Source organism: Streptosporangium sp. H13245, assembly GCF_055690525.1.
The window spans coordinates 1-26,163 of sequence record NZ_JBSZKT010000006.1 but is presented as its reverse complement, the minus strand read 5'-3'; the positions used below and the strand labels follow the sequence as shown (position 1 = coordinate 26,163).

The following is a 26,163-nucleotide window of genomic DNA, read 5'->3' as shown; positions in this document are numbered from 1 at the left end:
GTCACTTCCCCGGCTGGGGGGCCGTCACCGGGCAGCCAAGCTTCGGCTCCTCCTGGATCAGCACGTTCTCCCGGATGGTGAGCAGGGTGATCAGTGCCGCGACGACCAGCATCACCGCGCTGACCAGCATCGTCGTGTGGAACCCCGCGGTGAAGGTCGCGGGGGAGTCGTAGGCGTCGCCGGTCAGCCCGGCCAGCGGGGGGATCGCGGCCACCGCGAGCAGCCCGCCGGTCCTGGCGACGGCGTTGTTGACACCGCTGGCCACCCCCGCGTGGCGTTCGGCGGCGGTGGCCAGCACCGTCGCGGTGAGCGGCGCGACCGCCGCCGACAGGCCCAGCCCGAACAGGGTCGCCGGAAGCAGCACGTCCGCCACGTACGACGAGCCGGGGCCGATCCGCGACATCAGCAGCAGGGCCCCGGCGCAGACCAGGAGACCGGCCGTCATCGGCAGCCGGGGCCCGACGCGCTTGGCCAGCTCGCCCGCGCGCGACGACAGCAGCAGCATCAGGATCGTCACCGGGATCATCGAGGTCCCGGCCACCAGCGGGGAGAAGCCCGCCGACACCTGAAGCTGGACGACCAGCAGGAAGAACACCACGCCCATCGCGGCGTACATGATGAAGGTGACGACGTTGACCGCGGTGAACACCCTCGACGCGAAGACCTCGACCGGTACGAGCGCCTTGGGCGAGCGCCTGATCTCCAGCCAGACGAAGGCGGCGCCCAGCAGCACGCCCGCCGAGATCGGGACGATCTCCAGGTCGATCAGGCCGTAGGTGATCCCGGCCAGCGCCAGCGCCGCCAGCACCGCGCCGAGGACGTCGAACCGGCCGGTGGCCCCGGGGTTCCTGCTCTCCGGGACGTGCCGTACGGCGACCGCCACGACGAGGGCCGCCAGCGGCAGGTTGATCAGGAACACCCAGCGCCATCCGGCCGACTCCACCAGCCACCCGCCGAGCAGCGGGCCGACGGCCGCGGCCACCCCGCCCAGGCCCGACCACGCCCCGATCGCCCTGGGCCGGTCCTCGCGGTCGAAGGACGCCTGGATGATGGCGAGGGATCCCGGGGTGAGCAGCGCCCCGCCGACGCCCTGAAGGGCGCGGGCCGCGATCAGCGTCTCCACGTTGGGCGCCAGGCCGCACAGGGCCGAGGCGAGGGCGAACCAGACGACGCCGATCAGGAAGATCTTGCGCCTGCCGTACCGGTCGCCGAGCGATCCGCCCAGCAGGATGAGGCCCGCCAGCGTGAGGGTGTAGGCGTTGACCGTCCACTGCAGCCCCGCCATGTCGGCGCCGAGGTCGGCGCCGAGCGCGGGCAGGGCCACGTTGACGACCGTGCCGTCCAGCATGGCCATGCCGGAGCCGAGCACGGTGGTCAGGAGAACCCAGCGGCCCGTCGCGGAGCTGAAACGGATGTGACCATTGTCCATGCTGTTTATCATCGCCGACCTTCCGTGCCCGTTTGACCGGTATCCACGACTCCGAGAGCGCTGCGGCCATGTCGATCATCTCCCGGGCCGGTCTGGTTGGCGTTCGCGACTCCAGGAGGCGGGTGGGTGTGCTGTCTGAGCCTCCGGGACTGGAGGCGGGCTCGTTGATCGTCCCTCGCGTTGGTTTGGTCGGCGTTCGCGATTCTGGGGGGCGGGTGGGTGTGCTGTCTGAGCTTCCGGGACTGGAGGCGGGCACCGATCGGTCTGATCGGTGCCCGTATCCCGGGAGCGGGCCGGAAGTGTCGCGCGCCTCTGGTAGGACGGTTCTGTCACAGTCGAGCCTGACGGGGAGCATCCGATGGACTACACCGAGTTCAACGACGACGTCGACGGTCTCTACCGGGGAGACTACGCGGGCCTGCCCATCGTGAGCCTGCGTCCCCCCGGTGCCCCCCATCCCCCGGCCGGTGAGGCGGCGTGGCGTGTCTCGGTGCACGTCTACAACGCCAAGGAGACCTTCGAGGAGCACTTCGCGCGCTTCACCGAGACCGTCGACACCGCCGAGGTCAGGGCGCTCATCGTCGGGGGCTGGGCCGAGGCCTACGAGAAGGACGCGTCGGGTCCCGTCCGGCTGCTGGCGGAGAGCGCGGCGCGCTTCCCCGCCCTGCGCTCGCTCTTCTTCGCCGCGATGCCGCAGGAGGAGTGTGAGATCTCCTGGATCCAGCAGAGCGACGTCACGCCGCTGCTGGAGTCCTTCCCGCTGCTGGAGCGGCTGGAGGTCCGGGGCGGGACGGGGCTGGAGCTGCGGCCGGTCCGGCACGAGCACCTCAGGGTGCTGCGCTTCGAGGCGGGCGGGCTGCCCGCCTCCGTGGTCAGGGGGGTCGGCATGAGCGATCTCCCCGCGCTCGAATACCTGGAGGCCTGGCTCGGCACGAGCGAGTACGGCGGCGAGACCACCGCGCCCGACCTGGAGAACATCCTGTCCGGCGAACGGCTGCCCGCGCTCAGGCACCTGGGGCTGCAGAACAGCGAGATCCAGGACGAGGTCGCCGCTCTCGTCGCCTCCGCCCCCGTCGTGGCCCGGCTGGAGTCGCTCGCCCAGTCGATGGGCGTGCTCACCGACGAGGGCGCCGAGGCCCTGCTGTCGGGGCGGTCCCTGGCCCACCTCAAACGCCTGGACCTGCACCACCACTACCTGACCGGCGCCATGGTCGAGCGCCTCACCACGACGTTCTCGGGCTCCGGCGTCCAGCTCGACGTGTCCGACCAGAAGGAGCCCGACGGCGAGTGGCGCTACGTCGCGGTCGCCGAGTGACCACGGTCGCCGTCGTCGGCACGCCGGGCGACCGGCGGGTGACCATGTTCGCCGACGCCTGCGCCCGGCAGGGGCTGGACGAGCCCGAGGTCGTGCCGTGGACGTCCGTGCTGCGCGGCGAGGAGATCCGGATCGCGCCGGAGACGCTCGTACGGATCGACTCGCCAGGGGAGGACGCCGAGACGGACGCGCTGCTGCGCGGCCCCGGCGAGCCGTCCCGGGTCGGCGGCGGCGCCCGCTGGTACGCCGGGTTCGTCGCCGGGGCCGTCCGGGTCCGCCGGGCCGTGGCCGCGACGCCGGGGGCCGTGCTGCTCGCCGACGTCGGGGACGTCTTGGTGATGTTCGACAAGCGGCTGTGCCACGCCAGGTTGTCGGCGGCCGGGGTGCCGGTGCCGCCCGCCCTCGCCGGGCCGGTCGGCGGTTACGCCGAGCTGCGCGAGCGGATGGGCGAGGCCCGCTGGGGCCGGGTGTTCGTCAAACCGGCCCACGGCTCGTCGGCCTCCGGTGTCGTCGCCCTGCACGCGTCGGGCCGCCGGGTCAGGGCGGTGACCTCGGCGGAGCTGGTCTCCGGCGAACTGCACAACTCCCTGCGGGGCAGGTGTTACGAGGACGAGCGCGACGTGGCGGAGATCGTCGACCTGCTGGCCGCGGACGGCCTCCACGTCGAGCGCTGGTTTCCCAAGGCGAGCCTCGGCGGGCGCGTGATCGACCTGAGGGTGGTCGTCGTGGACGGCACGCCCACCCACGCGGTCGTCCGCGCGGCCCGCGGCCCCATGACCAACCTCCACCTCGGTGGCGTACGGGGTGACCTGGGCGCCGTCACGGCCGGTCTCGGCCCCCGGGGATGGGAGCGGGCCCTGGAGATCTGCGCGCGGACGGCGGCCGGTTTTCCCGGGAGCCTGGCCGTCGGGGTCGACCTGATGATCGGGGTCGACTGGCGGGAGTTCGCGGTGGCCGAGGTCAACGCGTTCGGGGACCTGCTTCCCCGGCTGGAGGGCCTGCCCGGTGGCGGGGCCGAGGGCCTCGACACGTACGGCGCCCAGGTCCGCGCGATCCTCGCCCGGCACGCTCCCGGTGGGAGCGCGGAAGAGCTTTTCGCCCGGAATACTCCCGCGGCGGGAGGCGGAAGCCTCCCTCTCCCGGCGCACCCCGGCCGGGAGAGCGGAAGCCCCCTCGCCTCCGGCGGTCTCGATGGGGGAGCGGAAGTCCCGGCGCGAGGGCGGGGGGAGGAGGTCCGGTGCGTGACATGAACGAGGTCGTGGGCAGCCACGACCTGTTGCTGGTGACGCTCGACACCCTCAGGTACGACGTGGCGGAGGAGCTGATGGCGGCCGGGCGGCTGCCCACCCTGGCGCGGGCGCTGCCCGGCGGGCGCTGGGAGCGTCGGCACAGCCCCGGGAGCTTCACCTACGCCGCGCACGCCGCGATCCTCGCCGGTTTCCTGCCGACCCCCGCCGAGCCGGGACCGCACCCCCGCCCGTTCGCCTCGGCGTTCCCCGGGAGCGAGACCACGGCCCCGGGCACCTGGGTGTTCGGCGCCCCCGACCTGCCCACGGGGCTGGCGGGAGCGGGTTACCACACGGTCTGCGTCGGGGGAGTCGGGTTCTTCAACAAGCTGACCCCGCTCGGGTCCACGCTGCCGGGGATGTTCGCCGAGAGCCACTGGGAGCCGGGGTTCGGGGTCACCGCGCCCACCTCGTTCGAGGCGCAGATCGCCCGCGCGGAGCGGGCGGTGGCGGGAGCCGACCGGCCGGTCTTCCTGTTCGTCAACGTCTCGGCGCTGCACCAGCCCAACTGGTTCCACCTGCCGGGGGCCACCCGCGAGCACGGCGACAGCCGCCTGAGTCACGCCGCCGCGCTCGAATACGTCGACCGGCACATCGGCAGGCTGTTCGCGCTGATGAGTGAGCGACGGCCGGGATTCGCGATCGTCTGCTCCGATCACGGCACCGCTTACGGTGAAGACGGATATATCGGGCACAGGATCGGCCACGAGGTCGTCTGGACCGTGCCCTACGGGGAGTTCACGATGGAGCGGGGGCAGTGGCGATGATCCCAGATTCCAGCCGGGTGCCGGGTGCGGCGGACGACGGACGGCCCGTGCTCTCTCCACCTCCCGCGTCACCCCCGCCCCCGTCCTTGTTCCCGGTCGAGGGCGGACAGCCCGTGCTTCTCGCCTCGTCGTCGTCCTTGTTCCCGGTCGATGGCAGACGGCCTGTGCTTCTCGCGTCGTCCCCGTCCCGGGCCGTCGGCGTCCCGGCGGACGCGGGCCCGTACCAGGGTTACGTCTACGCGTACCCGCACAAGACGGCGTACCGGCCGCTGGACCCGCGTCCGCCGCTGGCGGAGGTGTGGGCCGGGGAGCCCACCGAACGGCTCTTCCTCTACCTGCACATCCCGTTCTGCGAGATGCGCTGCGGATTCTGCAACCTGTTCACCAGAACCGGCGCGCCCGAGGAGCTCGTCGCCGCCTATCTCGACGCGCTGGAACGCCAGGCGGGCGCCGTACGGGACGCCCTGGACGATCCCCGCTTCACGGCGGCAGCCGTCGGCGGCGGCACGCCGACCTACCTGAGCGCGGCCGAGCTCACCCGGATGTTCGACCTCACCGAACGGATCACGGGCGCCGACCTCCGGGCCGTGCCGATGTCGGTGGAGACCTCCCCGGCGACCGCGACGGCCGACCGGCTCGCCGTCCTCGCCGAGCGGGGCACCACCCGCGTCTCGATCGGCGTGCAGAGCTTCGTCGACGCCGAGGCTCGCGCGGCGGTCAGGCCGCAGCGGCGGCGGGAGGTCGAGACGGCGCTCGGCCGGATCCGCGAGGCCGGGTTCGAGGCGCTCAACATCGACCTGATCTACGGCATCGACGGTCAGACGGAGGTGTCCTGGCGTTACTCGCTGGACGCCGCGCTCGCCTGGAGGCCCGAGGAGATCTACCTCTACCCCCTGTACGTCCGCCCGCTCACCGGCCTCGGACGCCGCGCCCGCGACTGGGACGACCACCGCCTCACCCTGTACCGCGAGGGCCGCGACCATCTGCTCGCCGCCGGGTACGAGCAGGTCTCGATGCGGATGTTCCGGCTACCGGGGCGGTCCGGCCCGGCCGAGTACACCTGCCAGAGTGACGGCATGGTCGGCCTCGGCTGCGGTGCCCGCTCCTACACCTCCGGCCTGCACTACTCCTACGAGTACGCGGTCGGCGCCGGGCAGGTGCGCGCGATCATCGACGACTACGTGCGTCTCGCCCCCGGGGAGTTCGCGGTCGCCAACGTGGGCTTCCGGCTGGACGACGACGACCGGCGCCGCCGCCATCTCATCCAGTCACTGCTCCAGGCCGAGGGCCTCGATCCCGCCGCCTACCGCGACCGCTTCGGGGCCGGTCCCGAGGCTCACTTCGGCGAGGAGCTGGAGCGTCTGGCGGCGCGGGGCCTGCTGGAACGCGACGCCCCGCCACCCGGAGGCGGGAGAGAACCGCGTCCCGGCAGGCCCGGATGGCTCCGGCTCACCGCCGAGGGCCTGGCCCACTCCGACGCGATCGGCCCCGCGCTGTTCTCCGGCAGGGTCCGCGCGCTGATGGCCCGATACGAGGACCGGTGACGACACCGGGCGGCACGGGCGAGACAGCTCGTACCGGCGAGGCGGGCCGCACCGGCAGCGCAGGCGGATCGAGCGAGGCGGGCGGGTCGAGCGAGGCGGGCGGGTCGAGCGGATTGAGTGGGTCGAGCGGTCCGCGCCGGAGAGACGCCGGGGAGACACACGTCAGCGGCCGGGGTCGCGATGAGCCGACGGTCCCTGGTCTGGATCGCGACCGCTCGGTGATGCCCGGTCGGGGTCGCGGTGAGCTGACGGTCCTTGGTCTGGATCGCGACCGCCCGGCGGTGCCCGGTCGGGATCGGGGTGGGCTGACGGTTTCTGGCCTGGACCGCGATCATCCGGTGATGCCCGGTCGGGGTCGCGGTGAGCTGACGGTCCTGGACCGTGACCGCTCGGCGATGCCCGGCCGGGGGCCGGGTGGGCTGACGATCCTTTACCGGGGGCCGCTGGCGAGCTGCGACTACGACTGCCCCTACTGCCCGTTCGCCAAGCGGCGCGACGATACCGGGCAGCTGCGGAAAGACCGGGCGGCGTTGGAGCGGTTCACCGCGTGGGTGGCCGGGCGCGACCATCCGGTCTCGGTGCTGTTCACTCCCTGGGGCGAGGGCCTCGTCCGCTCGTGGTACCGCCGGGCGATGGTCGAGCTGAGCCACCTGCCCCACGTGCGGCGGGTCGCCATCCAGACCAACCTCAGCTGCCGGTCCGGCTGGCTGGCCGGGGCCGACCTGGACACGCTCGCCCTCTGGGTGACCTACCACCCGGGCCAGGTCCCGTACGAGCGCTTCCTCGGCCGCTGCCGTGACCTCGTCGCCCGAGGGGTCCGCTTCAGCGTCGGCGTCGTCGGGCTGCCCGAGCACCTCGGCCAGGCCCGCCGCGTCCGGGCCGACCTGCCCGGGGAGGTGTACGTCTGGGTGAACGCCGCGGAGGGCGTCGTCTACACCGACGAGGAGGCGGACACCTGGACGGCGATCGACCCGCTGTTCCACCACAGCAGGATCCCGCACCGGAGCGCGGGCCTGCCCTGCCGTACGGGAGACAGCGTGATCTCCGTCGACGGCGACGGCACCGTGCGGCGCTGCCACTTCGTCCCGGCCGTGCTCGGCAACCTCTACGACGGTACGTTCACCCCGAGGGCCACGGCATGCCCGGCGGCGGTGTGCGACTGCCACATCGGCTACGTGCACCTGGAGGCGACCGGCCTCTACGACGTCTTCGCCGGAGGAGTCCTGGAACGGATCCCCGCCCTCCTCCCACCGAACTGAGCGGCGGCCCGCCCGGCGCGGACCCGGCCGGACGCCGAGCCTCCACCGGCCCCCGCGCTGTCGCCGGGCCGCGTAAGCCGAGTCAGGCGCGCGTCCGCGCAGGCCGGGTCCAGCGTGTCTGTGTGAGTCGGGTTCAGCGCGTCTGTGTGAGTCGGGTTCAGCGCGTTCGTTTCCGTGCGAGCCGGGTCAGGCGCGTCCGCGTCCGGTGACCCTGCGGGTCCACCGCACGGCGCGGCGCACCACGGGACCGGCCAGGCTGATCTCCGCCGTGGCCTTCTTCAGGGCCTGGGTCGCCGTCCGCGACTCCGCCACCGCCTTCTTCAGCTCCGCCGTGGTGCGCTGGAGCTCGCCGCTGAGCTTTTTCAGCGTGGCGGCGTCGCCCGCGGGAGGCGCGGGTTTCTTGATCTGGTTGACCCGGACGAGCTCCCAGCCGTCGAACGCGTCCGTGGTGTGCCACAGGTCCTCCCTGGACTCCAGCCACCGCAGCAGGCGCTCCCGGACCGGGGCCGCGTCTCCCCAGGTCGCGTACAGCTTCTGCGTGCTGACGCATATCGGTGCCAGGCCCTGGTTCGCCACCGCCTCCCAGACGGCCATCGCCACCCCGGGGGTGTGCACGCTCCGGTAGTCGTCGAAGACGACGATCCCGTCGGGGCGCAGGACCTTTTTGGCCGACAGGACGTCCTGCCGTACGTGGACGTACAGGTGCGAGGCGTCCACATGGACGAACCTGCACGATTCAGCCGCGACGTGGTCGAGGACGATCGAGGTCGGGCCGTGCACGATCCGCGGGAGCGCGTCGTGGAAGGTCAGGTAGTTCTCCTCGAACCTGTCCCGGGTCAGCGCGGAGTAGGACCGGCTCGTCTCGGCGTCGTTGGCCGCCTCGGGCGCCTCGGACTCGAACAGGTCGCAGACCGTGAACGCCTCACCGGGACGCGCGTGAGCCCCGATCATGACCGCGCTCTTGCCGAGGTACGTGCCCATCTCCAGCAGGTCGCCGGGGGAGTTCCCGGTGGCCTGCCCGGACAGGATCCATTCGAAGAGCCGCTGGTCGGTACCCCAGAACCAGCCCGGGATCCGGTCGAGTGACTGAGGGGTGATCTCTACCTTCACAGCTGACATGGGCGGACCGTAACAGCCCGAAACGGCGGTCCGGCGGATGTTGGCCTGATGGTCGCCCACGGTGTGCCTGTGCGTCACGTGGACGTCAACCGCCGCTCACCCGAGGGGTCGCGCACCGGGTGACGACTCAGATCCCGCCGGGGGAGTCCGGGGCGCTCCGGGACCCGAGGCCGCGGAGCACGAAGCCCGAGACGATCTTCTCGGCCTCCTCGGGTGTCACCTCGCCGCTGAGCAACGGCACCCGCTCGGCGCCGATGACGGCGAGGATCATCCGGGCGGTGGCGGCCACGTCGGGGCTCTGGAAGTCACCCGACGACACGCCACTGTCGATGATGCCCGTCAGGATACGCTGCATCGGCTCGACATGGTCGGCCAGGCGCTGGTAGGCGTCGGGGCCCAGTGCCGCCGACAGGTCGGCGGGGCCGGGGTGGGGGTGGGCGAGCAGCCCGTCGAGCTGGAGCCTGACGAAGACCCGCAGCCGCTCGGCGGGCGAGGCCCGGTCGGGCAGCTCCCGCTCGTAGCTGTCGATGAAGTAGTGCGTCACCTGCTCGGTGAAGGCGAGCAGCAGCGCGGCCTTGTCCGGGAAGTAGTTGTACAGGACGGTGCGGGTGATCTCGGCTTCGCTCGCCACGTCGGTCATGGAGATGGCGTCGATGCCCTGGTTTCGCGAGAGACGCGAGACGGCCCGCAGGATGCGATCCTGGGTCTGGGCGCGGTGCTCGCCGATGGTCGCGGCCGAAATCCGGGGCATGGCCCCATGGTCGCACAGTACCGGCACCCCGGTCAGACGATGCCCCGGGTGCCTTACACCGCCGTACGCTTTAGATCATCTCCTCGCGGTAGAGGTCAGCGATGAAGCCGGGCCGTGAGCATCGCGTTGCGCATGTCCTCGGCGCTGGGAGCCGGGGGGAGCGAGGGGGCGACCCGGTCGGCGCGGCCGGTGCGGCACGCGTCGAGGACCAGGCCGATCAGCCGCCGCCACGCCTCGGGGGCGGCGCAGCGCGTGGAGCCGAGCACCCCGGCGTTGGCCATCATGATCAGCATCAGGTCCTGGCCGGTGAAGTCGGCGCGCAGCGTCCCGGCGAGGCGGGCCCGCTCGATCACCCGGTCGACCGCCGCCAGCGCCCGTGCCCTCGGTGCCTCCAGGGCCGCCCCGGAGAAGCAGGAGGTGAGACCTTCGTTCACCCCCTGGTCGGCGGCCTGCATCCCGCAGATGTGCTCGACCAGTCCGGCGAACCCCTCCCACGGGTCGTCGGCGAGCTCCGCCGCCTCGGCGACCTCGACGAACTCGGCCATCCGGTCGGCCAGGATCGCCTCGATGAGCGCCTCGCGGTCGGGGAAGCGCCGGTAGAGGGTGGCGATGTTCACCTCGGCCCGGCGGGCGATCTCCTCCAGGGGGACGTCGAGCCCGCCCTCACGGAACGCCACGCGCGCCGCCGCCATGATCCGTCCCCGGTTGATCTCGGCGTCCTTGCGCAGTCCCCGCCCTTTGCACGCGTCCATGAGTCGATTCTACAAAGTGAAGGCAAGCCTGCGGTTATGCTACGGTGACCCGAAGCGAAGGGCCACCTTCACTTATTTTCTCGGAGTCATCATGAACGTCGCCCTCTGGATCGCGCAGATCCTGCTCGCCGCGGTCTTCCTTCTCGCCGGTTTCGTCAAGTCCACCAGGCCCCGCCAGGAACTGGCCGGTCAGATGCCCTGGGTGGAGAGCTTCTCGGACAGCCAGGTCAGGATCATCGGGATCCTTGAGGTGCTGGCCGGGCTCGGCCTCATCCTGCCCGCCGTCACCGGCATCCTGCCCGTCCTGGTCCCGCTCGCCGCCGTCGGCCTGGTGATCACGATGATCGGCGCCATCGTCGTGCACCTCCGGCGCAAGGAGTACCCGGGGATCGCGGTCAACGTGCTGTTCCTCCTGCTGGCCGCCTTCGTGGCCTGGGGCCGCTTCGGGCCCTACGCCTTCTGAGAGGCCTTACGCCTTCTGAGGGACTGGGCTCCGGGGAGCCCCCTGGGCCTTCCGAATGCGAGGACGCTCCGGTACGGGATCCCGTACCGGAGCGTCCCCATATCCGGAAGGTATCGGTGAAGGTGTCGTCCCAGGTCAGGCGACAAGCTCGGAGCGGGCCACCCGGCCGAGCTCGCCCAGCACCTCGGTGTTGAGCAGGTACGCCAGCCTGGTCTCGCGGATCAGCCGCCCCTTCTCCGCCTCGTCCAGGGGGAGCGCGTCCAGCCGGGCCCGGTACTCGTTCTTGAAGCGGGGCAGGCTGCCGATCCCGTCGAAGAGGTAGAAGTCGACGCCGCCGCCCGGCTGGTAGCCGTAGATCTTCTGCAGCTCCATCCGGATGAACTGCCCGCCCGACAGGTCGCCCATGTAGCGGGTGTAGTGGTGGGCGATGTAACCACCCGGCCATCCGGCCACCTGGTTGATGCGGGCGACCAGGGTGAGGGTCGGCTTGGAGGGTTCGATCCTGTTTCTCCAGCCGGACCCGTAGATCGTCTCCAGGTCGCGGACCAGCGCCTCCTCCCGGTAGAGCTCGGGGACGACGAACGGCGCCGCGACGGGATCCGTGGCCAGCGAGCGGGAGGCGCTCTCCAGGGCGACGTAGGCGAAATAGTGCTGGGCGACCATCTCGCCGTAGGCCTCGGGGCTGAGGCTGCCCGCCATCAGCGCCTTGAGGTAGCTCTCGTCCTCGGCGGACTCGTGGTCACCCCAGGTGGCGTTCCTGAGGACTTCGGAGAAGGGCGAATCGCTCATGATCACTCCGCGACGAGGGAACCTTTTATGACACAGTGTCACAAAAATCGCACCACCTCGTCAAGCCGATGACGACACCCTGTCATTAAATCGCCCGCGTGTTAATCCCGGAAGCCAGACGAGCTCGCGTTAGCCCGGGAAGCCAGGCGAGCTCGCGCCAATCCCGGAAGCAGGGCGAGTGCGAGAACGGCCGCGAACACCGGCAGCCAGGCCAGCCGGTACAGCAACCAGACCGGCTCGTCGGGCGTGGCCAGCAGGCCGGGCACGTCGCCGAAGCGCAGGGCGGCGACGGCGATCACGGCCACCGCGGTCTGGTGCCACAGGAAGAGCGTCATCGCCGACAGGTTGGCCAGCGCGACCACCGCCCACAACCGGGGACGCCGCATCAGCCGGGCCAGCGGCGCGCGTACGAGCAGCGCCAGCCCTACCTGGGCGAGCCCGAAGCAGAGCGCGGCCAGGCTCGGCGGGCTGAGGTTGGAGGTCGCCGCCCCGGTCACGCCCACCATGCTCGCCGGATACCCGAACCCGCCGACCAGCAGCGCGGCCCCGGCCACCCCACCGGCCAGCAGCGCCGCCGCCACCCGCCGCGAGGCGAGCAGCCCGCCCGCCCAGGCGACCCCCAGCGCGTACGGCACCAGCCACCCGGCCGCCAGGTTCACCCACCCCGTCCAGGCGGGGGCACCGAGCCGGAACCTGGCCAGGTCCACCCCGAGCACGACCGCGAACGCCACGGCGGCCGTGACGAACGGGTGTACGCGCAGGAGGAGGGGCGTGGCCGTGGTCAGTGCGGCGAAGACGGCCAGGAACCACAGCGGCCCGATCGCCGGGAGCGCCATCGCCCTGATCGTTCCCAGCGGGGTCTCGCGCAGCGCCATCCCCGCCGCGATCCCCGCCCAGACCAGGGCGAGCGGCACCACCGGTCCCAGCAGTCTCCCCATCCTGGTCCGCACCCAGCCCCCTGCGGCCCCTGCGGCCCCCCGGCGCGAACCGTCCGACGCGGTGGAAGCCGAGGAGCCCGATCCGCGCGTCTCCGATCCGCGCGCCGCCGCGTAGCCGCCGACGAGGAAGAACACCGCCAGCGTCTGGAACACCCACGACAGCGGGGTGAACTCCGGCAGGTGGCTGAGCGGGCTGGACAGGTGGACGGCCCCCGCCGCGCCCAGGTCCCACGCCGTCACCAGCCAGTGCCCCAGCACCACGCCCACGATCGCCAGCGCCCGCAGCGCGTCCACCCCGCGGTCCCTGCTCCCGGGAGTGGCCGCCTCGATCCCGGCCGCGAGGCTAGCCACGGGACACCTCGCCGCCCCGGCCGAGCGCGATCAGGGTCAGGTTGCGCAGGGACTCGCCGCCCGGCGCGAAGTAGTCGCTGTGCCCCGCGGAACCGGCCCCGAACAGCCGGGCGCCGAAGGCCGGGTCGACGGGATCGGGACCGAACCCGAGCGGGCCGATCCTGAGCTTGGGCACCTCGCGCATCCAGTCGCGGGTACCGCTTCCCGCCCACAACCGGGTGCCGCCCAGTTCGGCGGCCGACGAGACGCCCAGTCCCGGGCTGCCGAAGACGGCCGTGTCCGCGACCCCGGAACCGGGTACGGCCCCGGCGCACACCACCGAGCCGTAGCTGTGGCACAGCAGGCTGACCCGTTTCCCCCCGAGCGTCTCGGTGATGTACCGCCGCAGGTCGGAGGCCCCTCTTTCGGCGGCTCCTCCGGTGAGCACACCGAGGCTGAGCGTCGCCGGGCTGTCGTAGCCGAGCCAGGCGACCACCGCCAGCCTCGCCCCCGGATCCAGCGCCCGCGCCTCGGCCAGCAGCGCCCGCGCCCCGCCCCCCGGCGTGCTGTACCGCTTGGCCCTGCCGCCGTCGAAGGCGGCGGCCGTGGTGTCGGAGCCGGGGACGACGACCGCGACGTGCTCGGCCGTGCCGAGGTCCCCGTAGACCCGTACCACCCGGTCACCCGCGGGCGGCGGGACCGCCACGTAGGCGAGCGCCGCGACGGTGGCCACGGCGAGCGTACGGCGGAACATGGGAGCCTCCTGTCCGGTCTGAAGAACCGGACATGACGCTAGGAATCGCGATCCGTAACCCGCGTCCCCCCGAGGCGGTCACCTTCCCCGTCCCCCTCGGGAGCGAGACGGACCAACCCCGATCGTGGACGGGCCCGGCGATAAAGTCGGCCGGATGGAGACAGAACGGTTGATCATGCGCAGATGGCGAGATGACGACCGGGAGCCGTTCGCGGCCCTGAACGCCGACCCCGAGGTGATGGAGCACTTCCCGGCCCCGCTGACCAGGCCGCAGAGCGACACCATGGTCGACAGGATCGAGCGGTCCTTCGACGAGCAGGGCTACGGCCTCTGGGCGCTGGAGGTCAAAGAGACGGGCCTGTTCGTCGGCTTCACCGGGCTGATGTGGCAGCGGTTCGAGGCGCCGTTCACCCCCGCCCTGGAGGTCGGCTGGCGGCTGGCCAGACATGCCTGGGGACACGGGTACGCCGTCGAGGCGGCCAGACGGGCCGTCGCCGAGGGTTTCGCGGTGGCCGGAGTGGACGAGATCGTCTCCATGACGGCCGTACGCAACACGCGCTCGCGCGCGGTGATGGAGCGGCTGGGCATGACCCGCGACCCGTCCTGCGACTTCGAACACCCGGCGGTGCCCAAGAACCACCCGCTGCGCCCCTGCGTCCTGTACCGCCTCAGGCGACCGCAGCGGTAAGCGTCCCGGAAAGAGGCCGGGGGTGACGGGGCGCGGCGGACCCCCGGTCACTCGCCCGGACGGACCAGGCCCGTCTCGTAGGCGTGGACGATCGCCTGGGCGCGGTCGCGCAGGTTCAGCTTCGCGAGGATCCGGCCCACGTGGGTCTTGACCGTCTGTTCCGACAGCAGGAGGTCCCTGGCGATCTCCTGGTTGGACCTGCCGCGCGCGATGAGCGCGAGCACCTCCGTCTCCCGTTCGGTGATGTCGTCCAGCCGCCCGCGCGGGCGGCTCGGGCCGACGCGGGCGAACTCCGCGATCAGCCGCCGGGTCACCGAGGGCGCCAGCAGCGCCTCCCCGGCCGCGACGATCCGGACCGCCTCGGCCAGCTGCTGCGCGGAGGCGTCCTTGAGCAGGAAGCCGCTGGCCCCCGAGCGCAGCGCCTCGTACACGTAGTCGTCGAGGTCGAACGTGGTCAGGATCAGCACCTTCGGCACGGCAGGACGCGAGCCCGGCCCTTCGGGCGGGCCGGAGCGGGGAGAGGGGGAGTCCGGGGCGAGGATGTGGCGGGTGGCGGTCAGGCCGTCCATCACCGGCATCCGCACGTCCATCAGCACCACGTCGGGCCGCAGCTCGGTCACCCGCGCCACGGCCTCGGCGCCGTTGGCGGCCTCGCCGACGACCTCGATGTCGGGCTGCGAGCTGAGGAACACGGTGAAACCGGTCCGTACCATGCCCTGGTCGTCGGCTATGAGCACCCGGATCGTCATCGAATCTCCTTGAGCGCGGGACCGGTCGTCCGCACCTCGCGTGAGGGCCGAGCTATGGGCGCCCGGATTGTCATCGGATCTCCTTGAGCGTGGAGCCGGTCGTCCGCGCCCCGTGCGAGGGCCGAGCTATGGGCATCCGGATTGTCATCGGATCTCCTTGAGCGCGGGACCGGCCGTCCTCGCCCCGCGCGAGGGCCGAGCCAGTGGAACCCGCGGGCCTCGGCCCGGGGGAGGAGGTCACGCCTCCTCCGTGATCGGCAGTATGGCGGTGACCGCGAAACCCGTCCCGGTCGGGCCGACCCAGAGCCTCCCGCCGAGCATGGACACCCGTTCCCGCATCCCGATCAGGCCGTGTCCCATGTGCCCGGGCCCCTCCGGGGCGTTGTGCCCGGCGGTGTTCGTCACCTGGATGTGCAGCTCGGCGCCGTACCTGGCGATCTTCAGCGAGACGCTGGAGCCGGGGGCGTGCCGCATGGCGTTGCTGAGCGACTCCTGGGCGATCCGGTAGGCGGACAGGCTCACCGCCGTGGGCAGCCCGATCAGGTCGCCGATCAGTTTGAGCGTCACGTTGAGCCCGGCGGAGCGCGCGGTGTCGACGAGCTCCTCCAGGCGGCCGAGGCCCGGCTGCGGCGCGGTGTCGGTGTGCCCGTCGCCCTCCCTGAGGACGCCCAGCACGCGGCGCATCTCGGTCATCGCCGAGAGGGAGAGTACGCGGATCTCCCTCAGCCCCTCCTCCAGCTGCCGCGCGTCCCCGGCCGCCTGCATCGGGACGGCCTCGGCCTGGATGGCGATCACCGACATGTGGTGGGCGACGACGTCGTGCAGCTCCCTGGCGATCCTGGCTCGTTCCTCCAGAGCGGCCTGGGCCGCCAGTGCCCGCTCGCTGCGCCGTTCCTCCTGGGCCAGCAGCCCGGCGGCCAGCCGCCGGGCGCGCACGTTGTAGCCGAACAGGACGCTCGCCGTGACCACACTGGTGACGACGGCCATCGAGTCGGGATGGATCATCCAGGCGCCGAGGACCGAGACGATCCACACGCCCACGGTGATGTGCCGCTCGCAGCGGACCGCGACCGTGTAGACGACGAGTGCGTACATGACCGAGGCGGACCCGGTGTAGGGGATGCCGCTGAGGAACTGCTGCGAGACGACCATCCCCAGGGGCATGAGCAGGAAGGCCGACCGCCAGGCGGCCAGCGGCCACCGGTCGCGCAGCGCGAGCGGCAGGGAGAAGGCCAGGGCCGCGAACATCAGCCCTTCCTGGTCGAGGGGGGAGTGAACCGCGGCCGCCTCGGTCTGGAGGTAGGACAGGCCGCCGCCGAACAGGACCAGGGTGAGCGCCAGGTCGCCCAGCAGGACCAGGTCGATCCGCTGGAACGGCAGCAGCCCCAGCGAGGGCGGCACGCGGAGGATGAGGCGGCGTGACCGGGGCCGGGCGGGGTCGGGCGTCCCGGTCACCAGCGCCTCGGTGAGCGGGCGGGTCAGCCGTACGGCGGTTTCCCGTGCCCGCCGCGTACGCCGTTCGAGGGACTGCCTCACGGGACTGGAGGTCACCGGAACAGCCTAGGCAGCGTGGACCACCCCCGCGTCCCACCGTGGGGTGACGGCCCGGCGTCACCCCAGGGAGCCACCCGGCCCGCCGACAGAGAGCGACCGAACGAGATCCGGGAGTGACGATTACACAATTACGATCGCTCACAGCGAACTCGCTCAACTCCGGGAACATTCTCCGGCTCCCATTAATTGAGTGTGTATAACTCAACCCTTGGAGTTCGCATGAGTGAGAGCTTGATCCTTCCGGTCCTGCCGCTCGACGACGAGGTCGTGCTGCCGGGCATGGTGGTCCCGCTTGACCTGTCGGAGACCGAAGTCCGGGCCGCGATCGACGCGGCGCAGGCTCTCGCTGACAACAAGCCGGAAGTCCTTCTCGTTCCCCGGATCGACGGCAGGTACGGCTCGGTGGGCGTGCGGGCGATCGTCGAGCAGGTGGGCAGGCTCCCCGGAGGAGAGCCCGCGGCCGTGGTGCGCGGTGTCGACCGGGTCCGGGTGGGCACCGGCACGACCGGCCCCGGCGCGGCCCTGTGGGTGCAGGCCACCCGCATTCCCGTCGTCGCGGCGGGCGAGCGCGCCCACGAGCTCGCCAAGGAGTACAAGGCGCTGTCCACCACGATCCTGCAGAAGCGGGGCGCGTGGCAGGTCGTCGACGCGGTCAACCAGATGGACGACCCCTCGGTCCTCGCCGACAACTCCGGCTACGCCCCCTGGCTGAGCACCCCGCGCAAGGCCGAGCTCCTGGAGACCGCCGACCCCGCCGACCGTCTGGAGAAGCTGGTCGAGTGGTCGCGCGAGCACCTGGCCGAGCTCGACGTGGCCGAGACGATCCGCAAGGACGTCCAGGAGGGCATGGAGAAGCAGCAGCGCGAGTTCCTGCTCCGCCAGCAGCTCGCCGCGGTCCGCAAGGAGCTCGCCGAGCTGAACGGCGACACCTCCGCCTCCGAGGAGGAGGACTACCGCGCCCGCGTCGAGGCCGCCGACCTTCCCGAGAAGGTGCGCGTCGCCGCGCTCAAGGAGGTCGACAAGCTGGAGCGGACCTCCGACCAGTCCCCCGAGACCGGCTGGATCCGCACCTGGCTCGACACCGTCCTCGACATCCCGTGGAACGACCGGACCGAGGACTCGTACGACATCGCCGCGGCCCGCGCCGTCCTCGACGCCGACCACACCGGCCTCGACGACGTGAAGGACCGCATCATCGAGTACCTGGCCGTCCGCGGGCGCAGGGCCGAGAAGGGCCTCGGCGTGGTCGGCGGGCGCCGCAGCGGCGCCGTGCTGGCGCTGGCCGGTCCCCCCGGGGTCGGCAAGACCTCCCTCGGCGAGTCCGTGGCCCGCGCCATGGGCCGCAAGTTCGTCCGCGTCGCCCTCGGCGGCGTGCGCGACGAGGCCGAGATCCGCGGCCACCGGCGCACCTACGTCGGCGCCCAGTCCGGCCGGATCGTCCGGGCCATCCGCGAGGCCGGTTCGATGAACCCGGTGGTGCTGCTCGACGAGGTCGACAAGGTCGGCTCCGACTACCGGGGCGACCCGACGGCCGCGCTGCTCGAAGTGCTCGACCCGGCACAGAACCACACCTTCCGCGACCACTACCTGGAGGTGGAGCTCGACCTCAGCGACGTGCTCTTCCTGGCGACCGCCAACGTGCTGGAGGCCATCCCCGGCCCGCTGCTCGACCGCATGGAGATCGTGACGCTCGACGGCTACACCGAGGACGAGAAGGTCGCCATCGCCCGCGACCACCTGCTCCCGCGCCAGCTCGACAAGGCCGGTCTCACCGCGGAGGACGTCACCGTCGGCGAGGGCGCGCTGCGCAGGCTCGCCGGTGAGTACACCAGGGAGGCCGGGGTCCGGTCCCTGGAGCGCTCGATCGCCAGGATCCTGCGCAAGGTGACGGCCAACGTCGCGCTCGGCGAGAGCGAGCTGCCCGTGACGGTGGAGGACCTGGTCCCCTACCTGGGCCGCCCGCGCAACGTGCCGGAGTCCTCGCTTCCCGAGTCCAGCCAGCGTACGGCGGTGCCCGGGGTGGCCACCGGCCTGGCGGTCACCGGGGCGGGCGGCGACGTCCTCTACGTGGAGGCGTCCCTGGCCGACCCCGAGACCGGTGACACCGGCCTGACCCTGACCGGCCAGCTCGGCGACGTCATGAAGGAGTCGGCCAAGATCGCGCTCTCCTACCTGCGCTCGCGGGGCGCGGAGCTGGAGTTGCCGGTCGGTTCCCTCAAGGACCGTTCGGTGCACGTCCACTTCCCGGCCGGAGCCGTTCCCAAGGACGGCCCGTCCGCGGGCGTCACCCTGATCACGGCCCTGGCCTCGCTGCTCTCCGGCCGCCAGGTCCGCGGTGACGTGGCCATGACCGGCGAGGTCTCCCTCACCGGCCGGGTGCTCCCGATCGGCGGGGTCAAGCAGAAGCTGCTCGCCGCCCACCGGGCGGGCATCACGACCGTGCTGATCCCGGCGCGCAACGAGCCCGACCTGGACGACGTCCCGCAGGCCGTCCGCGACGAGCTCACCGTGCACACGGTGAGCGACGTGCGCGAGGTCCTGGAGATCGCGCTCACCTCGGCCAAGGTGGCCGAGCACGCCGCCGCCTGACCCGCGCCTCCCATATCGGCCCGCCCTCTCTGAAGAGGGCGGGCCGACGTCGTTTCCGTACGGAACAGGCCTATCGGAGATAAATGGACGAATCATCAAGTTGATTGACCGAATGATTTGGCCGTGGTGATATGGGCTCCATGCTCTACGGAACGCCTCCCTTGGAGGCCGTCGACCAAGCGGTTCTCGGCGAGATCGAGGAGATGCGCCGCGACCTGAAATACCGTCTCGCGGAGACCCATCGCTGGGACGGCCAGCTCCGGCGCCAGCTCCAGGCGCGGGCCATCCAGGGGTCCAACTCGATCGAGGGCTACCGGGCCAGCGTCGAGGACATCGAGTCGATCATGGCCGGTGAGGAGCCCCTGGACACCTCCGCCGCGGTCGCCAGGGAGATCTCCGGCTACCAGCGGGCGCTGACCTACATCCAGTTGCTCTCCCGGGCGCCGGTGTTCGCGTTCGACGCCGGGCTGCTCCACGCGCTCAACTTCATGATGATCGGCCACCATCTCGACAAGACGCCGGGCACGGTACGGCCAGGCGGCATCTACGTCCGCAACTCCGCCACCGGAGAGGTCGTCTACGAGGGGCCCGACGCCGAACGGGTGCCCGAGCTCATGGCCGAGCTGGTCGCCTGGCTCAACGAGGGCGACCTGGAGACGCCGAGCTACGTGCGGGCGGCGATGGCCCACTTCAACCTGGTGAGCATCCACCCCTGGCGCGACGGCAACGGCCGCATGTCGCGGGCGCTCCAGACGCTCGTGCTCGGCAGGGACCGGATCACCACCCCGGAGTTCTCCTCCATCGAGGAGTGGCTGGGGCAGGACAGGAACACCTACGACTACTACGACGCCCTGGCCGGGGAGCAGAGGCGGAGCTGGGAGCCGCACGGGGACACGCTGCAGTGGGTGCGCTTCTGCCTGCGTGCTCACCACCTCCAGGCCCAGCGGGTCGGGCGCAGGCTCTCCGAGGCGGGGGAGGTGTGGACGCTCCTGGAGGAGCGGGTCGACGCCGACGGGCTCAACGCCCGGACCGTCTCCGCGCTCTACGAGGTGTTCGTCAACCGGCGGCTGCGCCGGAGCAGATACCAGCTGGACGAGTCGCTCAGCCAGGGGCAGGCGGCGAGGGATCTGCGGGATCTGGCGGCCAAGGGCTGGCTGACGCCGTACGGGGAGACCAAGGGGCGTTTCTACGCGCCAGGAGAGAGGATGCGGGCGATCAAGGAGGACTTCGCCCAGCGGGTCGTTCCCCTGCGGGACCCGTACCGACGATGATCGGTGTTCTTGGGGAGTGATCGATTTCACATAACATATCGGGAATGAGGGTAAATAGCGGGCGCGTTGGGAACCAGCTGTGATCGATGTGTCGGGCCTGCGGAAGGTCTATCAGGATCGGGGCCGCGAGGTGGTCGCCGTCGACGGTGTGGATCTCCACGTCCGCGAGGGTGAGATATTCGGCGTGCTCGGGCAGAGCGGCGCGGGGAAGAGCACCCTGCTGCGCTGCGTGAACCTCCTGGAGCGGCCCACCTCCGGCACCGTCTCGGTGGCGGGGCAGGAACTGACCGGCCTGCGGGAGGGGGACCTGCGCAGGGCCCGGCAGAGGATCGGGATGATCCACCAGCACTTCGCCCTGCTCTCCTCCCGTACGGTCGCCGGGAACGTCGCGTTCCCGCTGGAGGTCATGGGGATGGCCAAGGCCGAGCGCGCCAGGCGTACGGCCGAGCTGCTGGAGCTGGTCGGGCTGGCCGACAAGGCGGGGGCGCACCCCGCGCAGCTGTCGGGAGGGCAGAAGCAGCGGGTCGGCATCGCCCGCGCGCTGGCGGGAAGCCCCCCGGTCCTGCTGTCGGACGAGGCCACCTCGGCGCTCGACCCCGGTACGACGCAGTCGATCCTGGCCCTGCTCAAGCGCCTCAACCGCGAGCTCGGCCTGACGATCCTGCTGATCACCCACGAGATGCACGTCGTCAAGTCGATCTGCGACTCGGTCGCCATCATGCGGGACGGCGTGGTCGAGGAGTCGGGGACCATCCCCGAGCTGATCTCCAAGCCCGGCTCCCGGCTCGCCGCCGAGCTGTTCCCGCTCCCGGATCCGGAACCGGGCCACGTCACGATCACCTTCACCGGGCAGGCCGGGGAGCCGGTGGTGTCGCAGGTGGTCCGTACGTTCGACGTGGACGTCAACATCCTCGGCGGGGCGCTGGAGGAGGTGGCGGGCGTCTCGACGGGACGGCTGCGCCTGCTCGTCACCGGTGAAGGCCGCGCCGCCGCGCTCACCTACCTGGCCGAACGCGGCCTGCTCGTCGAGGAGGCCCGATGACCTGGGAAGAGATGCTCCCGCTGCTGCTGGAGTCGACCGGCCAGACCGTCCAGATGGTTTTGTGGTCGACCCTGTTCACGGTGATCCTCGGCCTCCCGCTCGGGGTGGCGCTGGTCGCCACCGACCGGGGCGGGCTGTTCCCCTCGCCCGCGCTCAACCGGGTGCTCGGGCTGGTCGTCAACATCGGCCGCTCGCTGCCCTTCATCGTGCTGATGATCGCGATTCTCCCGCTGACCAGGCTGATCGTCGGCACGACCATCGGCACCATCGCCTCGGTGGTCCCGCTCACACTTGGCGCGGCGCCGTTCTTCGCCCGGCTGGTGGAGACCGCGCTGCGCGAGGTCGGCAGGGACAAGGTGCAGGCCGCCCAGGCCATGGGAGCGGGACGCGTGACCATCGTCGGCAAGGTCTTGCTGCCCGAGGCGATGCCCGGCCTGGTCGCGGGGCTCACGGTGACCGTGGTCGCGCTGATCTCGTACTCGGCGATGGCCGGGGCGATCGGCGGGGGAGGGCTCGGGGACCTGGCCATCCGCTACGGCTACCAGCGCTTCGAGACCACGCTCATGATCGTCACCGTTGTCGTGCTGGTCGTCATCGTGCAGCTCGTGCAGACCCTGGGGGACGTCATCGCCCGCCGTCTCGCGCATAACTGATCATTTACTCTTATTTCGTGATTTATCCGGTAAGCAATCTGATTTGATCATTGGGTTGGCCTCGGGTTTTAAGTGAAGTGAAAGTGACGGGCAATCGGCGCATCGTACAACTTGGGGTGTCAAAATCCTCACTCCCGAGAGGAACCCCTCGAAATGCGATTCGCCAGCCGAATCCTCCTGGGCGCCGGTGTCGCCGCCCTGCTTGCCACGGCTACCCCGGCGATGGCCAACGCCGAGACCGTGACCCCCGTCCAGACCGTCGCCACGACCACCTCCGCGGCCCCCTTCTTCGCCGACAGCTGGGGACCGTACTACTCCGGTGACGAGAAGGCGGAGGCCGAAGGCAAGGTCGTCGTCGAGAAGAAGTCACAGAAGCACTGGTACTGGAAGAAGTACTCGAAGTTCGTCAAGAAGTGCACCTGGTACAAGGGTGAAAAGAAGTGCAAGTGGGTGAAGCAGTGGTTCAAGAAGCGTGAGTGGAAGTGGGAGCACGAATACCACTACACCGTCGCCAGCCAGCTCACCAACCACAAGTGGTGGAGCAAGCCCAAGCAGTTCTGCGCGTGGGAGACCTTCAAGGTCGTGGGCTTCGACGGCTCGACCACCTTCAAGAGCTTCAAGAACTGCTCCAAGAAGCCCGGCTTCTACTCCTTCTCCGGTAAGGACGCCGAGCACATCTACGTCAAGGTGAGCCGGGGCAACCACGGCCACCCCAACGGCTACCAGAGCGGCTGGGAGCACATCTACAGCCACGCCTGATCTGTGTGACCGGCTGGGCCGCGACCTCGTCCGAGGTCGCGGCCCAGTCGCGTGTGCGGGCACCTCCCCGCGGCGAGGAGCGCCGGGTGGCCCAGCCGCGTGGGCGCTTCTCACCGAACTTCTCACCGAGTAATGTTCGGTTTCATGCACCCGGGAGCGATCGCAGCAGTCTCGCCGGACAAACCCGCTGTGATCATGGCGGACTCCGGGCGGGTCGTCACCTACCGTGAGCTGGACGAGGAGTCCAACCGCCTCGCACACCTCTTCCGGGCCGCCGGGCTGCGGCCGGGTGACCACATCGCCTTCATGCTGGAGAACCACCCGCTGTTCCTGGTGGTCGCGTGGGCCGCGCACCGCTCCGGCCTGTACTACACCGCGATCAGCTCGCGCCTGAAGGCCGACGAGCTCGCCTACATCGTCGACAACTGCGAGGCCCGGGTCTTCATCTCCTCGGCCGCCCTCGCGGACGTGGCCGTCTCCATCGCGGACCGCACCCCGGGCGTCGAGCTGAGGCTCATGCTGGACGGCGTGGCCCCCGGCTTCGACGCGTACGAGAAGGCCGTCGCGGCCCACCCCGCCACCCCGGTTGAGGACGAGTGCCAGGGCGCGGACATGCTCTACTCCTCGGGCACCACCGGACGGCCCAAGGGCGTCAAGTCCGCCCTCTCCATGGCTCCGCTGGACACCCCGGGGCCGCTGCTGCAGCTCGTCCGGTTCCTGTTCGCGCCCTCCGCCGACAGCGTCTACCTCTCCCCGGCGCCGCTCTACCACGCCGCCCCGCTGCGCTACTGCATGACCTTCCAGCGCGTGGGCGCCACGCTCGTCGTCATGGAGAGATTCGACCCCGAGCAGGCGCTCGCGCTCATCGAGAGACACCGCGTCACCCACTCGCAGTGGGTGCCGACCATGTTCATCAAGATGCTCAAACTGCCGGACGAGACTCGTACGCGCTACGACCTGTCGTCGCTGACCTGCGCGATCCACGCCGCCGCCCCCTGCCCCGTCCCCGTCAAGGAGCAGATGATCGACTGGTGGGGCCCGATCGTCCACGAGTACTACGCGGGCACCGAGGGCAACTGCTTCCTGTACGTCGGCTCCCAGGACTGGCTCGGCCACAGGGGGACGGTCGGCCGCCCGCTGCTCGGCGTCACCCACGTGTGTGACGAGGACGGCAACGAGCTGCCGCCGCGCGAGCACGGCACGGTCTACTTCTCCGACGGCCCCCAGTTCGTCTACCACGGCGACGAGGACAAGACGCGGGCCTCACGCGACCCCCGGGGACGGGGCTGGACCACGCTCGGGGACATCGGCTACCTCGACGAGGAGGGTTTCCTCTACCTCACCGACCGCCGCTCGTACATGATCATTTCTGGCGGGGTCAACGTCTACCCGCAGGAGGCCGAGAACGTCCTCTCCGTCCACCCGAAGGTGGCGGACGTGGCCGTCTTCGGCGTCCCCGACGAGGAGATGGGCGAGCAGGTCAAGGCCGTCGTCCAGCCGGTCTCCATGGACCTGGCGGGCCCGGGGCTGGAGGCCGAGCTGATCGAGTACTGCCGCTCGGTGCTCGCGCCCTACAAGTGTCCCCGGTCGGTCGACTTCCGCGAGGAACTGCCCAGGCACCCCACGGGAAAGCTCTACAAGCGCCTCCTGCGCGACGAATACCGCTGAGCCGTACGGGGAACGGCGCCCCGCGGAGGGGGCCGCGAAGTTTTTTCCCGGTGATTCCAGGCGACCGCGACCCCTGCTGAGCACGCCGGATAAAGCCGTTGTCAGGGGATCCTGATCGTCGCGATCAGGGCCTTAACCAGGTCTTATGCGGGATCGGGCATTGTTTTCATCAACCGGTGAGTACCGGCTTCCGCCCCGTTCGATCGGGGGGACGTAGGACTTGGGGGAAGACATGGACCCGAACAGGAATGAGCAGCAGGGCACACCGGCCGAGGCGACCCCCGGGAACGACGGCTGGACCCAGTTCGGCAAGGTGCCGCCGCGCGCCGGGGCCTACCGCGCCGACGCCGACACCGGACCGCAGCCGACGCTGATCCACCCGGTGCCGGAACACCTGGCCGCCGAGGCGCCCGGGGGAGCCGGAGGGGCCGGGGGGCCCGGGGGAGCGGGGGGACCGGGGGCGGTCCCCCCGCAGCGGGGGCGGCTCACCGCCGGGCAGAGGATAGGCACCGGTCTCGCGCTGGCGGCCATGGCCGTCGGTGGCGGGGTCGCGGGGGCCTTCGTCGCGACGAGTTTCAACGGCAGCGCCACCGCCCAGGTCTCGTCGTCCAGCCCGGTGGTCAGCCCGGTCGGCAACGCGACCACGGTCGCCGACATCGCCCAGGCCGTCCAGCCCTCCGTGGTGTCGATCGAGATCAGGACCGCCGCCGGAGGGGGCGAGGGGTCCGGGGTGGTGCTGTCGGCCGACGGCCTGATCCTGACCAACAACCACGTGGTGGAGGCCGGGGGCCAGGGGGGCCCGGGCAGCCAGGTGACCGTCAAGTTCAGCGACGGGAAGTCCGCCACCGCGAAGATCATCGGTACCGACCCGGCCACCGACCTCGCGGTCATCAAGGCGGAGGGCGTCTCCGGCCTCACCAAGGCCTCGCTCGGAGACAGCGACCGGCTGAAGGTGGGCGACTCCGTCCTCGCCATCGGCAGCCCGCTCGGCCTGTCCGGCTCGGTCACCGCCGGGATCGTCAGCGCGCTGAACCGTACGCTGACCGTCGGCGGAGAGCAGGGACAGCAGCAGCTCCCGCCCGGCTGGGGCAGGCAGCAGCAGGGCGGCACCGGGAGCACCACCATCGGCGGCGCCATCCAGACCGACGCGGCGATCAACCCCGGCAACTCGGGAGGGGCGCTGGTCAACGCGGCCGGACAGGTGGTGGGCATCAACACCGCCATCGCCACCAACGGCGGCGAGGGCAGCATCGGCGTCGGCTTCGCCATCCCCATCACCACCGCCAACCAGGTCGCCCAGCAGCTCATCGAGAGCGGCAAGGTCTCTCACGCTTTCCTGGGCGTGAGCGTGACCGACGCCACCGGGGACGCGGGCGGCGCCCTGGTCGGCCAGGTCACCGAGGGAAGCCCCGCGGCCAAGGCGGGCATCGAGCAGGGCGACCTGATCACCAAGATCAACAACACGGCCGTGGACGAGGCCGCCACCGTGGTCGGAGCCGTCCGCGGCTTCAAGCCGGGCCAGCAGGTGACCATCGCCTACGTCCGTGACGGGCAGCCCAACACCGTCACCGTGACCCTCGCCGAGAAGACCGGCGAGTAGGAAGCCTCAGGCGCCGCCGGGGCATCGCGGGCGCCACGATCCTGCACGGCGAGCCGTACGGCGGGAGCGCCGGCTGGGGCGGCGAGATCGGCCA

At 71.1% G+C, this 26,163-nt stretch carries 23 protein-coding genes; 14 read left to right on the top strand and 9 right to left on the bottom strand.

Annotation, left to right across the window (positions count from 1 at the left end; translation table 11 throughout):
* Position 1: 1 nt before the first annotated feature.
* The gene (locus ACW9TB_RS13115) at positions 2-1,429 is read right to left on the bottom strand and encodes an MFS transporter (RefSeq protein ID WP_472748263.1); all 1,428 of its coding nucleotides are present in this window, start codon (positions 1,427-1,429) and stop codon (positions 2-4) included.
* A 358-nt stretch (positions 1,430-1,787) separates the two neighbouring features.
* Here ACW9TB_RS13115 and ACW9TB_RS13110 point away from each other — a divergent pair, with 358 nt between their 5' ends.
* The 5 genes from ACW9TB_RS13110 (at position 1,788) to ACW9TB_RS13090 (ending at position 7,600) form a co-directional block, all read left to right on the top strand.
* Entirely contained in the window at positions 1,788-2,744 is a 957-nt protein-coding gene (locus tag ACW9TB_RS13110) for an STM4015 family protein (RefSeq protein ID WP_472748262.1), read from the top strand.
* A complete protein-coding gene (locus ACW9TB_RS13105) occupies positions 2,741-3,994 on the top strand; it encodes an STM4014 family protein (protein WP_472748261.1) in 1,254 nt (417 codons plus the stop codon). Before ACW9TB_RS13110 ends, ACW9TB_RS13105 begins: the two co-directional genes overlap by 4 nt.
* Positions 3,991-4,797: an STM4013/SEN3800 family hydrolase gene (locus ACW9TB_RS13100; RefSeq protein ID WP_472748506.1), complete on the top strand. Its 807-nt coding sequence runs from the start codon at positions 3,991-3,993 to the stop codon at positions 4,795-4,797. Before ACW9TB_RS13105 ends, ACW9TB_RS13100 begins: the two co-directional genes overlap by 4 nt.
* A gap of 164 nt (positions 4,798-4,961) precedes the next feature.
* Complete coding sequence (locus ACW9TB_RS13095) at positions 4,962-6,341, top strand: STM4012 family radical SAM protein (protein ID WP_472748260.1); 1,380 nt, start codon at positions 4,962-4,964, stop codon at positions 6,339-6,341.
* Positions 6,342-6,736: 395 nt separating this feature from the next.
* The gene (locus ACW9TB_RS13090) at positions 6,737-7,600 is read left to right on the top strand and encodes an STM4011 family radical SAM protein (protein WP_472748505.1); all 864 of its coding nucleotides are present in this window, start codon (positions 6,737-6,739) and stop codon (positions 7,598-7,600) included.
* Positions 7,601-7,786: 186 nt separating this feature from the next.
* Here the strand turns inward: ACW9TB_RS13090 and ACW9TB_RS13085 are convergent, their stop codons facing one another.
* From ACW9TB_RS13085 to ACW9TB_RS13075, 3 genes are all read right to left on the bottom strand, one after another.
* The gene (locus ACW9TB_RS13085; protein WP_472748259.1) at positions 7,787-8,719 is read right to left on the bottom strand and encodes a class I SAM-dependent methyltransferase; all 933 of its coding nucleotides are present in this window, start codon (positions 8,717-8,719) and stop codon (positions 7,787-7,789) included.
* A 127-nt stretch (positions 8,720-8,846) separates the two neighbouring features.
* On the bottom strand, positions 8,847-9,470 hold the full coding sequence (locus tag ACW9TB_RS13080; protein ID WP_472748258.1) for a TetR/AcrR family transcriptional regulator: 624 nt from the start codon (positions 9,468-9,470) through the stop codon (positions 8,847-8,849).
* Positions 9,471-9,565: 95 nt separating this feature from the next.
* On the bottom strand, positions 9,566-10,222 hold the full coding sequence (locus tag ACW9TB_RS13075; protein ID WP_472748257.1) for a TetR/AcrR family transcriptional regulator: 657 nt from the start codon (positions 10,220-10,222) through the stop codon (positions 9,566-9,568).
* A 91-nt stretch (positions 10,223-10,313) separates the two neighbouring features.
* Between ACW9TB_RS13075 and ACW9TB_RS13070 the strand changes: the two genes are divergently transcribed.
* Entirely contained in the window at positions 10,314-10,685 is a 372-nt protein-coding gene (locus ACW9TB_RS13070; RefSeq protein ID WP_472748256.1) for a DoxX family protein, read from the top strand.
* 135 nt (positions 10,686-10,820) lie between these two features.
* Here the strand turns inward: ACW9TB_RS13070 and ACW9TB_RS13065 are convergent, their stop codons facing one another.
* From ACW9TB_RS13065 to ACW9TB_RS13055, 3 genes are all read right to left on the bottom strand, one after another.
* On the bottom strand, positions 10,821-11,474 hold the full coding sequence (locus ACW9TB_RS13065; protein ID WP_472748255.1) for a biliverdin-producing heme oxygenase: 654 nt from the start codon (positions 11,472-11,474) through the stop codon (positions 10,821-10,823).
* Positions 11,475-11,575: 101 nt separating this feature from the next.
* Positions 11,576-12,763 (bottom strand): acyltransferase family protein, encoded by a 1,188-nt coding sequence (locus tag ACW9TB_RS13060; protein ID WP_472748254.1) that lies wholly within the window; start codon positions 12,761-12,763, stop codon positions 11,576-11,578.
* A complete protein-coding gene (locus tag ACW9TB_RS13055) occupies positions 12,756-13,496 on the bottom strand; it encodes an alpha/beta hydrolase (protein ID WP_472748253.1) in 741 nt (246 codons plus the stop codon). Before ACW9TB_RS13055 ends, ACW9TB_RS13060 begins: the two co-directional genes overlap by 8 nt.
* Positions 13,497-13,650: 154 nt before the next feature.
* On the opposite strand from ACW9TB_RS13055, the gene ACW9TB_RS13050 reads away from it, so the two are divergent.
* Positions 13,651-14,184 (top strand): GNAT family N-acetyltransferase, encoded by a 534-nt coding sequence (locus ACW9TB_RS13050; RefSeq protein WP_472748252.1) that lies wholly within the window; start codon positions 13,651-13,653, stop codon positions 14,182-14,184.
* Positions 14,185-14,231: 47 nt separating this feature from the next.
* Here the strand turns inward: ACW9TB_RS13050 and ACW9TB_RS13045 are convergent, their stop codons facing one another.
* Both ACW9TB_RS13045 and ACW9TB_RS13040 read right to left on the bottom strand, forming a co-directional pair.
* Entirely contained in the window at positions 14,232-14,933 is a 702-nt protein-coding gene (locus tag ACW9TB_RS13045; protein ID WP_472748251.1) for a response regulator, read from the bottom strand.
* A 237-nt stretch (positions 14,934-15,170) separates the two neighbouring features.
* Positions 15,171-16,484 (bottom strand): sensor histidine kinase, encoded by a 1,314-nt coding sequence (locus tag ACW9TB_RS13040; RefSeq protein WP_472748250.1) that lies wholly within the window; start codon positions 16,482-16,484, stop codon positions 15,171-15,173.
* 222 nt (positions 16,485-16,706) lie between these two features.
* Here ACW9TB_RS13040 and lon point away from each other — a divergent pair, with 222 nt between their 5' ends.
* The 7 genes from lon to ACW9TB_RS13005 all read left to right on the top strand — a co-directional run bounded on the left by lon (position 16,707) and on the right by ACW9TB_RS13005 (position 26,069).
* On the top strand, positions 16,707-19,076 hold the full coding sequence (gene lon, locus ACW9TB_RS13035) for an endopeptidase La (RefSeq protein WP_472748249.1): 2,370 nt from the start codon (positions 16,707-16,709) through the stop codon (positions 19,074-19,076).
* A 140-nt stretch (positions 19,077-19,216) separates the two neighbouring features.
* Entirely contained in the window at positions 19,217-20,347 is a 1,131-nt protein-coding gene (locus tag ACW9TB_RS13030; protein ID WP_472748248.1) for a Fic family protein, read from the top strand.
* 79 nt (positions 20,348-20,426) lie between these two features.
* Positions 20,427-21,389, top strand: a complete 963-nt coding sequence (locus ACW9TB_RS13025; protein ID WP_472748247.1) for a methionine ABC transporter ATP-binding protein — start codon at positions 20,427-20,429, stop codon at positions 21,387-21,389.
* Positions 21,386-22,042 carry a methionine ABC transporter permease gene (locus ACW9TB_RS13020; protein WP_472748246.1) on the top strand — a complete coding sequence of 219 codons (657 nt, stop codon included), beginning with the start codon at positions 21,386-21,388 and terminating at the stop codon, positions 22,040-22,042. Before ACW9TB_RS13025 ends, ACW9TB_RS13020 begins: the two co-directional genes overlap by 4 nt.
* A 153-nt stretch (positions 22,043-22,195) precedes the next feature.
* Entirely contained in the window at positions 22,196-22,801 is a 606-nt protein-coding gene (locus ACW9TB_RS13015) for a hypothetical protein (protein WP_472748245.1), read from the top strand.
* A 132-nt stretch (positions 22,802-22,933) separates the two neighbouring features.
* Positions 22,934-24,469 carry an AMP-binding protein gene (locus ACW9TB_RS13010; protein WP_472748244.1) on the top strand — a complete coding sequence of 512 codons (1,536 nt, stop codon included), beginning with the start codon at positions 22,934-22,936 and terminating at the stop codon, positions 24,467-24,469.
* Between the two features lie 232 nt (positions 24,470-24,701).
* Positions 24,702-26,069, top strand: a complete 1,368-nt coding sequence (locus ACW9TB_RS13005; protein WP_472748243.1) for a S1C family serine protease — start codon at positions 24,702-24,704, stop codon at positions 26,067-26,069.
* The last annotated feature ends 94 nt before the right edge of the window (positions 26,070-26,163 follow it).